13 protein-coding genes are annotated in these 14218 nt (G+C 62.4%); 5 read left to right on the plus strand and 8 right to left on the minus strand.

Translation table 11 applies throughout. From position 1 onward, the window contains the following. Nucleotides 1-58 precede the first annotated feature (58 nt). Together IPM16_08945 and pruA are read left to right on the plus strand one after the other, a co-directional pair. Nucleotides 59-1480, plus strand: coding sequence for a sugar transferase (locus tag IPM16_08945; protein ID MBK9123233.1), 1422 nt, complete (start codon nt 59-61; stop codon nt 1478-1480). A gap of 98 nt (nt 1481-1578) precedes the next feature. Beyond that, nucleotides 1579-3138 carry an L-glutamate gamma-semialdehyde dehydrogenase gene (gene pruA, locus IPM16_08950; GenBank protein ID MBK9123234.1) on the plus strand — a complete coding sequence of 520 codons (1560 nt, stop codon included), beginning with the start codon at nt 1579-1581 and terminating at the stop codon, nt 3136-3138. Nucleotides 3139-3141: 3 nt separating this feature from the next. Here the strand turns inward: pruA and pfkA are convergent, their stop codons facing one another. The 3 genes from pfkA to IPM16_08965 form a co-directional block, all read right to left on the minus strand. Next, a complete protein-coding gene (gene pfkA, locus IPM16_08955) occupies nt 3142-4107 on the minus strand; it encodes a 6-phosphofructokinase (GenBank protein ID MBK9123235.1) in 966 nt (321 codons plus the stop codon). 97 nt (nt 4108-4204) lie between these two features. Continuing rightward, nucleotides 4205-4729, minus strand: a complete 525-nt coding sequence (locus IPM16_08960; GenBank protein MBK9123236.1) for a DUF177 domain-containing protein — start codon at nt 4727-4729, stop codon at nt 4205-4207. A 90-nt stretch (nt 4730-4819) separates the two neighbouring features. Then, complete coding sequence (locus tag IPM16_08965; GenBank protein MBK9123237.1) at nt 4820-5575, minus strand: class I SAM-dependent methyltransferase; 756 nt, start codon at nt 5573-5575, stop codon at nt 4820-4822. A 930-nt stretch (nt 5576-6505) separates the two neighbouring features. On the opposite strand from IPM16_08965, the gene IPM16_08970 reads away from it, so the two are divergent. The 3 genes from IPM16_08970 to IPM16_08980 are packed head-to-tail and all read left to right on the plus strand — an operon-like array spanning nt 6506 to nt 8078. Further along, on the plus strand, nt 6506-6889 hold the full coding sequence (locus IPM16_08970; protein MBK9123238.1) for a LysM peptidoglycan-binding domain-containing protein: 384 nt from the start codon (nt 6506-6508) through the stop codon (nt 6887-6889). Then, entirely contained in the window at nt 6886-7596 is a 711-nt protein-coding gene (locus IPM16_08975; protein ID MBK9123239.1) for a class I SAM-dependent methyltransferase, read from the plus strand. Before IPM16_08970 ends, IPM16_08975 begins: the two co-directional genes overlap by 4 nt. Further along, complete coding sequence (locus IPM16_08980) at nt 7593-8078, plus strand: DinB family protein (GenBank protein MBK9123240.1); 486 nt, start codon at nt 7593-7595, stop codon at nt 8076-8078. The genes IPM16_08975 and IPM16_08980 overlap by 4 nt, the downstream gene beginning before the upstream one ends. Here the strand turns inward: IPM16_08980 and IPM16_08985 are convergent. From IPM16_08985 to IPM16_09005, 5 genes are all read right to left on the minus strand, one after another. Continuing rightward, entirely contained in the window at nt 8075-8791 is a 717-nt protein-coding gene (locus IPM16_08985) for an ABC transporter ATP-binding protein (protein MBK9123241.1), read from the minus strand. The genes IPM16_08980 and IPM16_08985 overlap by 4 nt on opposite strands. Further along, a complete protein-coding gene (locus IPM16_08990; protein ID MBK9123242.1) occupies nt 8788-9600 on the minus strand; it encodes an ABC transporter ATP-binding protein in 813 nt (270 codons plus the stop codon). Before IPM16_08990 ends, IPM16_08985 begins: the two co-directional genes overlap by 4 nt. A gap of 14 nt (nt 9601-9614) precedes the next feature. After that, entirely contained in the window at nt 9615-11663 is a 2049-nt protein-coding gene (locus tag IPM16_08995; GenBank protein ID MBK9123243.1) for a hypothetical protein, read from the minus strand. 53 nt (nt 11664-11716) lie between these two features. Continuing rightward, nucleotides 11717-12835, minus strand: coding sequence for a branched-chain amino acid ABC transporter permease (locus IPM16_09000; protein ID MBK9123244.1), 1119 nt, complete (start codon nt 12833-12835; stop codon nt 11717-11719). Nucleotides 12836-12979: 144 nt separating this feature from the next. Further along, nucleotides 12980-14191, minus strand: coding sequence for a branched-chain amino acid ABC transporter substrate-binding protein (locus tag IPM16_09005; GenBank protein ID MBK9123245.1), 1212 nt, complete (start codon nt 14189-14191; stop codon nt 12980-12982). Nucleotides 14192-14218: the final 27 nt, after the last annotated feature.

Genomic DNA, 14218 nt, shown 5'->3' on the forward strand with positions numbered 1-14218 from the left:
GTGACGGCCCGGCCTGCATTACAATCTAGTCAGCGCTGACGACGGGACCAACCGCCTCATGCTGTTTTCGCCGCTTCCCCGGCCCGAACGTCTCCAACTAAGAATTTCCGAACGCCGGCTGCTTATGCGCATCGGCGATACGCTTGCCGTGCTCATCGCAGTCGTGATCGCGCTCTTTGTTTGGACAGTGGTCGCCAAGTATGAGTTCTCGTCCCAGTTCATCCTCGAGAACTCGCTGTGGTTCGCCGTCCTCGCTCCGCTGTGGCTCACGCTCGCCAGCGCCAACGACTTCTACGATCTACGCCTCGCCAGCAAGCGCGGGCAAATGATGCAGCGCCTACTGCTGATTACGGCGCAGTTGATCGTCGTGTACCTGATCGTGTTCTTTTTCAGCCCGCGCGAAGCCTTGCCCCGGTTGTTTATCCTGTACTACGGCGTCGCGTCCTTCGTGCTGATCACCCTGTGGCGGCTGGTCAACCCGGCGCTGATCGGCTGGGCCACGTCGGCGCGGAAAGTCCTAGTAATCGGCACCGACGGCGGCGCGGAGGAGATGATACGCGCGCTCAAGAGCGAGTCCGGCGGCGAGTACTGGATGGTCGGCATTATCGGCGAGGAGCATGAGGTCGGCGACTTGATCGACGAGGTCGCAGTGATCGGCGGACCGAGCGACTTGATGAACTTTGTCGCGCGCGAACGGGTCACCGAGCTGATCCTCTCCTCCACGCGCGATCTTTCAGGCGACATGTTCACCGCTGTGATGGACGCCTATGAGCACGGCGTCGCGTTGATACCGATGCCCGTGCTGTATGAACGGTTGACGGGGCGCGTGCCGGTCGAGCACGTCGGCGCAAACTGGACGGTCGTGCTGCCCCTCGATGAAGGCGACGGGTTCCAGCCCTACCCCGTCCTGAAGCGACTCCTTGAAGTGAGCGCCGCACTGGTCGGATTCGTTCCATTCGCGATCCTGCTGCCCTTCGTTGCTCTGGCCATCTATGTCGACTGCCCCGGCCCGATCTTCTACGGGCAGGAGCGCGTGGGCATGAACGGTCGGCCGTTTCGCGTAAACAAGTTCCGCACCATGATCCCCGACGCCGAGCAGGCGACCGGCGCAGTGTTCAGCGATAAGGCCGACCCGCGCAAGACTCGTGTCGGCAAGTTCCTGCGCAAGACCCGTATCGACGAGCTGCCGCAGCTTGTCAACATCATCCGCGGCGACATGAGCTTGATCGGCCCGCGCCCGGAACGCCCGGAGCACGTCGCGCGGCTTCAGGCCAAGATCCCCTTCTACCGCACCCGGCTGACCGTCCGACCCGGCCTGACCGGCTGGGCGCAAGTGATGTACGGGTACGGGTCGACCGATGACGACGCGCTGGTAAAACTGCAGTACGATCTTTACTACATCCGCCATCGATCGCTGATGCTCGACATCACGATTCTCGTCAAGACCATCGGCCGAGTCCTGAAGATGTCCGGTGTGTAGCTGGCAGGCCGAACGGTCTGGCACTGCGCACGCGAAAAATGGTACACTCTATCTAGTTTGAACTGTGCATGTTGCACAATTAAGTATGGAGGTGGTGTGTGCTGCCTACGTTCAAGAACGAGCCGCTGACGGATTTCAGTGACAGCGCCAACGTCGCCGCATTCGAAGCTGCACTGCGCCGCGTGCGGGACTCGCTCGACCGCCTTCAGCCGATGCTGATCGGCGGACGCGAAGTCCTGACCAGCGACGTCCTCGCCAGCTTCAACCCGGCCGCGCCGCATGAAGTCGTCGCGCGCTTCCCACAAGGGACAGTGCAGCATGTCGATCAAGCGGTTGAGGCCGCTCAGTGCGCCTTCAAGGCTTGGAGCCATACACCGGCTTTCGAGCGCGCCGGCTACCTGCTGCGCGCCGCCGCCATGATGCGCCGCGAACGCCACACTTTCAGTGCGGCAATGGTAATCGAGGCGGGCAAGCCGTGGGTTGAGGCTGACGCAGACACCGCCGAGGCCATCGACTTCATGGAATACTATGCACACCAGATTGTCGCGCTTGAAGACGCCAGCGATCGATTGGTCCCGCAGGCCGGCGAGCGCGGCCAACTGCGCTACATCGCGCTCGGCGTCGGGGCCATTATCTCGCCGTGGAACTTCCCGGTCGCGATCTTTAGCGGCATGATGAGCGCCGCGCTTGTCAGCGGAAACACAGTCGTCGTCAAGCCGTCCGAATTGACGCCGTATGTTGCCTGGATGGTAGTCGATCTCTTCCGCCGGTGCAGCATACCCTCCGGAGTGATCAACTTCCTGACCGGTCCCGGCGCGATTGTCGGGGGGCGTATGGTCGAGCATCCGGGAACGCGGTTCGTTGCGTTTACCGGTTCGCGTCAGGTCGGCACCGAAATTTACGCCAAGGCGGCAGTGGTGCATCCGGGCCAGCGATGGCTGAAGCGGTCGATTCTCGAGATGGGCGGCAAGGACGCGATCGTCGTCGACACCAGCGCCGACCTCGACGAAGCGGCGGCAGGCATCGTGGATTCGGCATTCGGGTTCTCAGGGCAGAAGTGCAGCGCATGCAGCCGCGTCATCGCACTTGCCGACGTGTACGACGCAGTACTAGAACGCGTGGTTGAACGGACACGCAAGCTGCGCGTCGGGATGCCGGAAGCCGGTCTCGAGACCGACCTCGGCCCCGTGATCGACACGAGAGCGCTCGACAAAGTCAAGTACTACGTCGACGTCGGCCGCAGCGAAGCCGAGCTCGTGTGCGGCGGCAGTGCCGTCGAGACGCCCGATCACGGCTACTTTGTCGAACCCACCGTGTTTTCTGGCGCCAACCCTCATGCGCGCATCTCGCAGGAGGAAATCTTCGGGCCGGTGGTATCGTTTATCCGTGCAAGCACGTTTGACGAGGCGCTGGCCTTCGCAAACGACACCGATTATGGACTGACCGGTGCCGTCTACGCCATGGATCACGGACGACTCGAACAGGCCCGGCGCGAGTTCCATGTCGGCAACCTGTACTTCAACCGGAAGTGTACCGGAGCAATGGTCGGCGTCCATCCGTTCGGTGGTTTTGGGATGAGCGGCACCGACAGCAAGGCCGGCGGACCGGACTACTTGCTGCACTACACGCAGCCGCAGTCGATCACCGAGAAGCTATAGTCGCTACCGGCTGAGGGTATGCGCCATCTTGAAATACTGTGGGCTGATCTGGCGCGGCTTCGTCGTCGCATCGGCAAGCGATACGGTCGAGATTTCGCGTCCGTCCAGACCGACCATGATCGACGTCTGTCCGGCCAGCAGGTACTCCACGGCAGCGACCCCCATGCGGGACGCCAGCAGCCGGTCGAATGCCGAAGGGCTTCCGCCTCGCTGCGTGTGACCGAGAATAGTGATGCGAATCTCGAAGCCAGTCTTGCGCCGGTTCAGGTAGTCGGACAGTTCGGTGGTACGGTACGGCGCCCCTTCGGCGACCACGGCGATCGCGTGCGACTTGCCGCGAACGTACGCATCCTCGAGCGCCAACGCGACCTCCTCCATCGTGGGCGGAGCTTCAGGCGTGACGATAATCTCCGCACCGCCGAGGATGCCGCCCATAAGCGCTAGGTAGCCGCAGTTGCGCCCCATCACCTCGATGATGAAGCCGCGGTTGTGGCTGTTGGCGGTGTCGCGCAGGCGGTCGAGCGCATCGAGGATCGTATTGAGCGACGTATCGACGCCGATGCTCATGTTCGTTCCCCAGATGTCGTTGTCGATGCTGGCGGGAATCCCAACGACTTTTACGCCCAGCTTTTCGAGCGCCATCGCGCCGCGCAAGCTGCCATCCCCACCGATCACGATGACCCCTTCGATTCCGCGCTCCTGCAAATTGCGCAGCGCCTTGCGCTGGCCTTGCGGCGTCTTGAATTCCTCATTGCGCGCGGTCTGCAAGATGGTGCCGCCGCGCTGCAAAATACCGCTGACCTCGCGGCTGCTCAAGATGGACATATCGCCGTTGAGCAAGCCGGCGAAGGCCTGCCGAATACCGTACGTCTCGACGTCGTGCTCCATGGCGGTACGCACAACGGCGCGGACGGCCGCATTCATTCCGGGGGCGTCGCCGCCGCTCGTCATCACTGCAATGCGCTTCATTTGCGCACTCGCTTTCACATGGTCGCGTCTAACGCGCTGAAGTCTAGCGCAAGCGTGTTAAATCGCGCTTAATCCGTGTCGTATACTCTGCCCGAATTTACTGCTGCTCGTCTTTGAGAAGTTGCCTAAGTGCCGCCAAGCGCGGGTCGCCGGCCTCTTCAGCGCACGAGCACGTCTCCCGATTGCGGTTGATCCCGCACTGCGGGCAAAGCCCCTTGCAGTCCGGCCGGCACAGCACGCGCTCGTCGCTGTGTATCAGGATCTCCTCGCGCAGCAGCGGCGCCAGATCCAGCACGGCGTCTTCAGCGAGATAGAATGCCGCCGCGACCTGCGGGTTGGTGGCAAACAGCTCCTCGATCTCGAACTGCATGTCAAGCCGCACCGGATCGAGGCAGCGCATGCACTCGACATCCAGCCCGGCGTGCAGTTCGGCCTGCACGAGGATTCCCTCTTTCGTCCGGCTTAGACGGACCGGCCCGCGCAGGTAGTTGAGCGTAAGGTCGTCACTAACGCGCACCTCCGGGAAGTCAAACGTCGAGTCGTGGGTTGTGCCCGGCCCGGCGTTGAGCATAAACCCGACGTTGATCTTGAACACTCGCGGGTGTAGGAAGTGGACGGACATAGCGATGTCCCTTTCGCTGGGGCTGGACGATATGCGCGGCAAGGGGTGGCCGCACGGACTTGATTATAGGACGCCTGATTCGGCTGTCAATTACGTTCGCCGGAACTCCAGCCAGAGATGATCGGCTGCCCAAGCGAAGCGTCCTCTGCGCCACGCTGCATCGTCCCAGCGCAGCAGTCGTTCGAAAAGACGCGGGCGCGCCTCGACCACGCCGAACATCTCTGACGGCGGCAAGAACACGCCTAGCCCAGCCCTCCGCTCCAGTCGAAAGGCGGGCGCCATAGCACGAACGAGCACCCGTTGGGACGGATAGAACACGGTCATACTGCCAAAGACAGCGCGCCCACCCCACCGCCGCGCTGCCGCACGCGGACGCAGGTGAACGGCCTGCCAGAGTGTTTCCCACGCGCAGAAGCGCGACATGACCGCCATTCCGACCCATCCGCCGGGTCGCACTCGCTCCGCCAGCCACGCCGCCACTACACCGAGGTCCGATGCTGCGTTAAGCGCGCCGAAGTTTGCCAGCGCGATGTCATACGGTCCGGGTGCGACGAGCGGGATCAACGCGTTCAGGTCGACCTGCGCGAACGTCACCGAGCCTCGCTCGCCGACGCGACTCCGCGCCACCTCCAACATCGCCGCACTGCCGTCAACGGCTGTAACCGCTGCACCGCGTTCGGCCATCCACGCCGCGTCGATGCCGGTGCCACAGCCGATGTCGAGTGCACGCATTCCAAGCGCAAGTTGCGCGGCGGTCCGCTCGTGCGTCCGCGCGCGCAGAATGCGTGCGATTGGCCGTTCGGTGAACTCCGAATCGTAGTTACGCGCTAGACGGTCGAACTCCACCTTTACCCCTGACAAAATCGACAAGCCCGCGAGTTCGCACTACACTATGGGGCAGGCGCCTTCCGAACCCGGAGTGACACCGTGCGGCTCATCCTGTTGTTGATATTATTCGCATCGACCCTGTGGCTTGCCACACCCGCGGCTGCGGCACCGTGCGACTCGCTACCGACCACGCTGCGTGTCGGACAAACCGTCGAAGTGATCTCGCAAGTGAACGCCCGCAGCGACCCCGGCTTCAACGGCCGCGTGGTCACGGGCCTGCGCACCGGCGACCGGCTGACGATAGTCGACGAAGCGGCGTGCGTCAATGCATTAACGTGGTGGCCGGTAAGCGGGGCGACGCAAGGCTGGGTTGCCGAAGCGACGCAAGGTGTCACCTACCTGCGGGCGGTCGAGACCGATCCCGTGGTGTTCGACGGCCAGCTTACGTACGATGTGGTGGCTGACGGCGAGGCAGGTTCATCCGACCGTTGTCCGCCGCTAATCGGCTCAGTCGCCGTCAACTATGCCGATGTGGACCTCACACAAGCCGCCGATGCGTCGACAGTGTTTTTCGTCGACTCCGGGTTCGCGATCCCGCCGCCAACGCTGTGCTTCCCGTCCGCTCGGCTGGGATCGCTGTCTCTGACCGGTCCCGACGGTAACCCGCGCGAGGCGAACGTCGCGCCGGTAGCCACAGCGCCGGATTACTTGCAGGCTGCCCCGCCTCCATTTGCCATCCTGCGCAACGGCACATGGACCCTGAGCATCGAGGGTTACAGCCTGAGCATCGACTACATCGGCCCGTTTGGCCCGCTGCTCACGAGCCGCCTCGCCGGCGACGAACAGCAGTTCCTCGTCGCCGGTTTTGCGCGCAGCGAGAGCGTCTCTGTGATCACCTCAGGCCCGAACGGCAACTTGCAGCGCACCTTGACCGTTGACGGCGCCGGTATGTTCGGCGGCACGATTGGGCCGGACGAGCAGTTGATTGTCGCGGTGAGCCAAAGCGGTCTGATCGCCGTCCCACCCGGGATCGACAACGTCTTGTTCGGCGGCCAGTCCGATGCCGTTGCGAGCGATACGCTACTCATCGCGGTGTTGTGGGGCGAAGAGGCCGCGGGCCTACCGACTCCTACGCCTGAGGTCACGCCAACTCCGCCGCCTGAGTGCTACTATGTCATCCGCAGCGGAGATACCTTGACGCGCATCGCTCAGAGGCGCGGCGTGAGCCTGCAAGAGCTGCTCGAGGCCAACCCGCAGATCACCAACCCGCAGTTGATACGTGCCGGCACTCGCCTGATCCTGCCCGGTTGTGTGAACACAGAGAATCCATGAGCGTAGACCACTTCCGCGAGATCTACGCCAATCGTGCGGCCGACTACGACCTGTTGGTACAGCGAGAAGACACGGACGGCAACCTGCTGCCAGCGCTTCGCGCCGCCGGCCTGACCGACGGTATGTGCATCGTCGAATTCGGCGCCGGCACCGGGCGCGTGACCCGTCTCATGCAACCCCGTGCAAAGCTGATTGTCGCATTCGACCAGTCGCATCACATGTTGGAGCAAGCCGTCCCAACGCTGGACGCGTCGAGGACAGTCTGCGCGACTGCAGCGAACGACGCGATCCCGGTCCGAACGGGTTGGGCCGACGCTAGTGTGGCCGGCTGGAGCTTCGGACACGCTACCGGGTGGTACCCCGACCGCTGGCGCGAGGAGATTGGCCTTGCGCTGGCCGAGATGCGGCGCGTCACCCGCCCCGGCGGAACGCTCATCATCCTCGAAACGCTCGGCACTGGCAGTACGTCGCCCGCGCCGCCCAATGCCGTACTCGCCGCCTATTACGAGTGGCTCGAGGCCGACCACGGCTTTGTCCGTCAGGCTATTCGCACCGACTATCTTTTCACCGACACGCAGGAATCGGACTATCTCATCCGGTTCTTCTTCGGGGACGAGCTCGCAGATCGCGCCGCACAAAACGGCTGGGTGCGACTGCCAGAGTGCACGGGGATTTGGTCACACACAACCGAGGGGAGGCACACGTGAAGATCACGCCGGACACAATGCTGAAGCTGTATCAATACTGCTGTGACTTGCTGCTGCTCAACCTGCAGGGAATCACGCACGAGCAGAGTCTGCATCAGCCAGCAGCAGGCATGAACAGCATCAACTGGCTTGTCGGACACCTGATCTCCAGCCGCACGCGCATTCTCGCCTGTTTGGGTCAACCCGCGATCTGGAGCGACGAGCAGCGTATTCGCTACCGCAACGGTTCAGACGTGATCGCCGCCAACGGTCCCGGCGTCATGCAGATGGAAGAGCTGTTGCGCGATTACCGGCTAAGCCACGAAGCGACGATCATCGGGTTCCACGGCATCGCGCCCGAAAGGATGAACGCCGCGTCCGATTTTCGCGGGCCGACGAATGCGGATACGCTGATGTACTTGCAGTTTCACGAGGCCCATCACATCGGTCAAGTCATGTCCGTCCGCGAGCACCTTGGTCTGAGCAGTTACTGGCTGACCTAATGCCCGCCGAGGTACGCCTCGATCACGGACGGGTCGTTCTGCAGCTCGACGCCGGTCCCCTTATGCGTGATAAACCCGGACTGTAGAACGTAACCGCGTGCGGCGATTTCGAGCGCCTTGGAGGCGTTCTGCTCGACGAGCAGAATCGTCGTGCCGCTTTCGCCGTTTAGGTACTGGATCACGTTGAAGATCTCTTCGACCAGCTTCGGCGCAAGACCCATTGACGGCTCGTCGAGCAGCAGCAAGCGCGGTGACGCCATCAGCGAACGCCCGATCGCGAGCATTTGTTGTTCGCCGCCGGAGAGCGTGCCGCCAAGCTGATTGATGCGCTCCTTCAACCGTGGAAAGCGGTGGAAGACATATTCCAAGTCGCGCTCGATCTTCGCGGCGTCCTTGCGGATGAAGGCTCCCATTTCGAGGTTCTCGCGCACGGTCAGCCGCGTGAAGATTTTTCGCCCTTCAGGCGACTGGATAACGCCGTAGCTGACAATCTGATGCGGGGGTGCGTGGGTGATGTCCTTGCCCTCGAAGACGATATACCCGTCGGCAGCCGGTGTGATGCTGCTGATCGTGTTGAGCGTGGTGGTCTTGCCGGCGCCGTTACCGCCGATCAGCGTGACGATTTCGCCTTGCTCGACCGTCAGGCTGATGCCTTTCAACGCGTGAATTTTGCCGTAATACGTGTGGATGTTGTGGACTTCAAGCAGGCTCACGCGTTAATCCCCTTTGCCGCCGCACCGGACTTGTCCGTCATGCTGCTGCCCAAATAGGCTTCGATGACCTCCGGATTGGCCTGTACTTCGGCTGGCGTGCCTTCCGCAATCTTCTTGCCGAAGTTCATTACGTTGACCCGATCGCTCACCCCCATCACCAACTTCATGTCGTGCTCGATCAGGAAGATGGTCAGCCCCAGCTCGTCGCGGATCCGGCGGATGAAGTGCATCATGTCGTCGGTCTCCTGCGGGTTCATACCGGCAGTAGGTTCGTCGAGCAGCAGAAGCTGCGGCCGGAGCGCAAGCGCGCGGGCGATCTCAAGCCGCCGCTGATAGCCGTACGGGAGTTGAGACGCCATCAGGTCGCCGCGCTCCTTCAAGCCACAGTAGTTGGCGAGTTCCATCGCGTCGTCAAGCGCCTTCTGCTCCTCGTTATGGCTGAACGGTGTGCCGAAGATTGCACCCCACAACGACGATCGCAAGTGCTGATGCATGCCGACGAGGATGTTCTCGAGAACGGTAAGCTTGCTGAAGAGGCGAATGTTCTGATAGGTTCGCGCAACTCCGTGTCGGGCGATCTGATCCGGCCGCGCGCCTTTGATGGAACGGCCTGCGAACACGATGTCGCCTTCTTCGGGGTCATAGAAGCCGGTGACGCAGTTGAAGAACGTGGTCTTACCGGCGCCATTTGGCCCGATCAGGCTCACGATCTCCTGCCGATTGACGACAAGATCGATCGCGTTGACGGCGGTCAGCCCACCAAAGCGCTTGGTCACGGCCTTGCAGTGAAGCAGCACATCCTGTGCCATGCGTGCAGTCCTCCTCAATCGCCTGCGGCAGGTGCAGGCTTTGGCGTAGCTCGCTCGCTCAGTTTCGGCGGCTGAGGCGGCAGAATACCCTCCGGCTTCGACAGCATCGCGACGACGAGCAGCACGCCGAATGCGAGCAAGCGATAGTCCTGCAGCTCGCGAGCGACCTCGGGGAATCCGATTAGGACAAACGCCCCGACGAACACCGCCGGAATCGACCCCATACCGCCGACAATCACGAGACTCAGCACGAAGATGGACACGTTAAGCGTGAAGCTGTTCGGGTAGATTCCCTGCAGCGATGCGCCGAACAGCGCGCCACCCATGCCGCTGAATGCTGAACTGATGCCGAAGGCCAGCAGCTTTGCCCAGACCAGATGAACCCCGGTCGCTTCCGCCACGTCCTCGTCGTCACGCAGGGCGCGCCACGCCCGCCCTAAGCGCGTGTTGGCGAGGCGCAGGACGACCACCACGCCGATCGCAACGGTAAACAGGAACAGGTAGTAGATTTCATTCGAGCGTGCGAGCTGCGTATTCCAATCCGGGTTGATGAACGACAGGTTGAGCGTCGGTACGGGGATGTTGTTGACTCCCTGCGGGCCGCCCAACAACGGCTTGAACGTGGACGAATTCACGAGGCGGTTGATAATCTCGCCGAACCCGAGCGTCACAATGGCCAGATAGTCGCCGCGCAGCCGCAGCACCGGGACACCGAGCCCCATGCCCGTAAATGCGCTGACTAGAATGGCGATCGGCCACGCCTGCCAGAAGGTCATAATGCCGGTGCACGCTTCGCCAATCGCCAACCCGCTCGCCCGTAGTTCGTCAGGCGAAATACCGCCACACGTCAACATGCTTGGCGTCGTCAGCAGGCCCGTCGTGTACGCGCCGATGGCGAACGACGCGACATACCCGAGGTCAAGCAGGCCGGCAAACCCAATCATCACGTTCATTCCGACGCCCATGATGATGTAGATCATCATCAGGTTCAGTGTGTTGGAAAGCGAAAGGCCGATGAAACCCGGCAGCACGAGCAGTACGACAAGGCCGAGCAGGTACATCGTGCGGCGGCTCGTCACGCTCGGAGTCGTCCCGACGCCGCGCACGCCAGCGATTGGCGGCAGGAACCACAGAACGGTGCATATGATTACTACGACAACAAAGGCCGTGATCAGAGACATTTCGCGCTGCGATGCCAGCACGCCAAGCATGAGCACGATTGCAACGGCGTACCACGACCCGTCGTGAAAGAGCCGACCCGCCTGTGACGCGACAGCGCCCGCGGCGCCGATCAGCATCAACGCAAGGCCGAACACGATCGTGTGCAGCGCGCCTTGCATCGGCAGGCTCAACAGAGTCGGCACCAGCGTGCCGGCCCCACGCAAGATCGTCCCGCGTTCCATGCCGGTGAATACGGCTAACCCGCCAAAGATGAGCGCAACGCCGAGGCCGACGCCTGCGCCGATCATGAACCTTGTGCTGATCTTGTCGACATTGGCCACGCGAACGGCAAAGTACGATACGCCGAATGCCAGCGCAATCGTAATCGCGTCGGACAGTGTCATTACCTTGTCGATCTGCCCTTGCAGCACGCCGAAGATCGTCAGCGCCGCAAACCCGCCGAGCGCCATTCGCCCAACGCGAGCAGAAAGCTGAGTCAGGACTCCGCCAAGCGCGCCCAACCCCACAGATACGATCAACAAGACGCCGATCGCTGCACCGGCGCTTTCCTGCCCCATGTACAGCGCGGACTGCGCCAAAGGCTCCATGTTGCGAAACACGAAGCGAACGTCTACAGCTTCGGTAAACAGAATTGTCGCCGCGAGCCCAACGCCGACGATCAGACCAGCGGCAGCGCCATTGATCAGCGTGGACAGCACGCCGCGAGTAGCGACCTGCCGCGCGGCCGCGAAGCCCGCCGCAGTAAAGGCGATATACAGCGCAAGTTGACTGAATGACACGCCGCCGAAGACAACGTCGCCTGCCGCGTTCTCCAGCTCGGTGATCACGGTGCGGCGCTCGAAAGCCACGAACAGGTTTGTCAGCGTGAGGAGGATGGACACGAGGGCCGCATAGAGGCCCAGTCGAATAGTATTGCGCCCGAATACCATGCCCGTTACGCCTTCTTCTTCGCCAGAACTTCGCCGAAGATCCCCGTCGGACGGAAGATCAGGATCAACACCAGCACGCCGAATGCGATGACGTCCTCGAGCTGTGACGGCAGTCCAAGCATTTGCGGCGCAGCGGACTCGATGATGCCCAGCAGCACGCCGCCTGCCATCGCACCGGGGATGTTCCCGATGCCACCCAATACCGCCGCGGTAAATGCCTTCACGCCCGGCGTGAAGCCCATAAACGGCGACACCTGACGGTTATAAAGGGCAAACAGAATAGCTGCAGCGCCGGCCATCAGGGCGCCGAGCACGAAGGTCAAGACGATTACGCGGTCGACGTTGATTCCCATCAGCGAGGCCGTGCTTTTGTCCTCGGCCACGGCCCGCATCGCCTTGCCGACCTTCGTGCGCTGCACAAAGAACCAAAGCCCGCCCATCAGGACCAGCGCGATAATGAAGATCACGAAATACAGCGGGCGGACAACGATGTCCCCGCCGAAGGCTTCGAGGGTGTAGCGCCCTTGCATAATGTCGATGCCACCCTCGCACGCTGTGCCGGTTCCGCCAATGCACAGGTTGACGATCGGGTAGTTGCGCGGCGCGCCGCCGAACAAGCGCAGGAAGAGCTCCCTTAGCGCTATACTTGCGCCAATCGCGGTGATCAACGGGACGAGGCGAGGCGCGCTTCGCAGCGGCCTATACGCGATGCGCTCGAGCAGCACCGCGGTGATAACCGAGGCGATCATCCCCACCGCCAGCGTGAGCAGCAGGGCGAGCAGCGTCTGCTCGGCCAGAAAGCCGGATTCGTTAAAGGCGTTGATCGCGAAGAAGCCGATGTACGCTCCACTCATGAATACCTCGCTGTGGGCGAAGTTGATCATGAGCAGCACGCCGTACACCAGCGTGTAACCGAGCGCGATCAGCGCGTAGATGCTGCCCTGCGCTAGGCCGAGTACCAGACCCTGTAAGAAGTCGTCCGCCCCGTAGAGTCCGTTGACGGTGTTGCGCACGGCGATAAACGCGAGAAACAGCAGCAGACCGCCGCCCGCGAGGTATAGAAAGATCTGCACGGGGTCGTTGCCCAAGCGCAAACGCCCGGCGAGGGGAATGGATTTCAGCATGTTGATGACGCCTTGATGAGGAGGCGCTGCCTCCGCTTGCGAACCCCGACAGTTATAACGCGTCGCCTATCGTCTCACAACAATCGGGGCGCAGTGACCTGCGCCCCGATGTGTCTTGCTACTGCGCGGTAGAGGCTACCGGCGTTACTCCATTTCCATGCTCATGGTCTCGAGGCGGACAATCTCGCCGTCCTGAACCTGGAAGAAGCCGATACCACCCTGCGAGCACTCGCCGTCGCCGTTGCAGCTCAGGATACCCGAAAGGCCGACAACCGGCTCTTCTGCACCGTAGTTGGCGATGAAGTCTGCCAGCGCAGCGCGATCGATCACGAGGTTGCCGTCGGCATCGATTTCGCCGACCGCCTCAATGCCGTCGAGGTACATCAGAACCGCATCACGGCTGTAGCTGTGGAACGCGGCGGTCGGCGGGAAGCCGTACTTCTCTTCGTATTCGGCCACGAACGCGTCCAGCGCTTCGCTAGCTGCCGGGGCGGGGGTCGAGATGTAGACACCCTCAACCGCGGCGCCGCCGAGGTTGATCAGTTCCGGCGTGAAGATACCATCTGCGCCCATGAACGGGACATCGGCCAAGCCGGCATCCGCGCGCTGCTCGGAGAGTCGGGCTGCTTCGGCCGGGAACCCACCGAAGAAGATCAGCTCGGGCTCGGCGGAGGCGATGCCGTCCAGCGTGCTGCGGAAGTCGGTGTCACCGACGGTCACGGCGTCCTGAGCGACAACCTCGCCACCCAGCTCTTCGAACGCCGCCGCCACATTGGCGACCAGACCTTCGCCGTAGGGGCTGCCGTCATGGATGGTGGCCAGCTTAGTGACCCCGAGGTAATCGAAGATGAAGATCGCATCCTCGACGCCCTGCGCATCATCGTTCGGGGTGACGCGGTTGAAGCTGACGAAGTCGGCGGCCAGCGCGGGGTTGGTGCAGCTCGCGCTGATCATGATGTAGCCGGCTGAGTCGAGGACCGGACCGGCGGCGCGGCACGCGCTCGAGCATGTCGGGCCGACGATGCCGACGATCTGGGGATTGGAGACATAGTAGTTCGCGATCGCCTGACCGCCCTCGGCAGAGCAGAGGTCGTCCTGCACGTCGATGGTGACTTCAAATTCGACGTCACCGATCGTCACGGTACCACGCTCGTCAAGCGCAAGCTCGACGCCGCGCACGATGTCTTCACCCAGCGGGGCAAGACCTTCGCCGCTGATCACTGCTGCGACGCCGATGACGACCGGATCGCCGGCCTCGACGACGATCGTTCCCTCGTCTTGTGCGAGAGTCGGGACGACGAGCAGCGCCAGAACGGCCAGAACAACGAGAAAATTGCGGAATGTATTCCGAACCATAGGGGTAAACTCCTTGCTGTGTTTGGT

Source organism: Candidatus Flexicrinis affinis, assembly GCA_016716525.1.
In the GTDB taxonomy this organism is placed as follows: domain Bacteria; phylum Chloroflexota; class Anaerolineae; order Aggregatilineales; family Phototrophicaceae; genus Flexicrinis; species Flexicrinis affinis.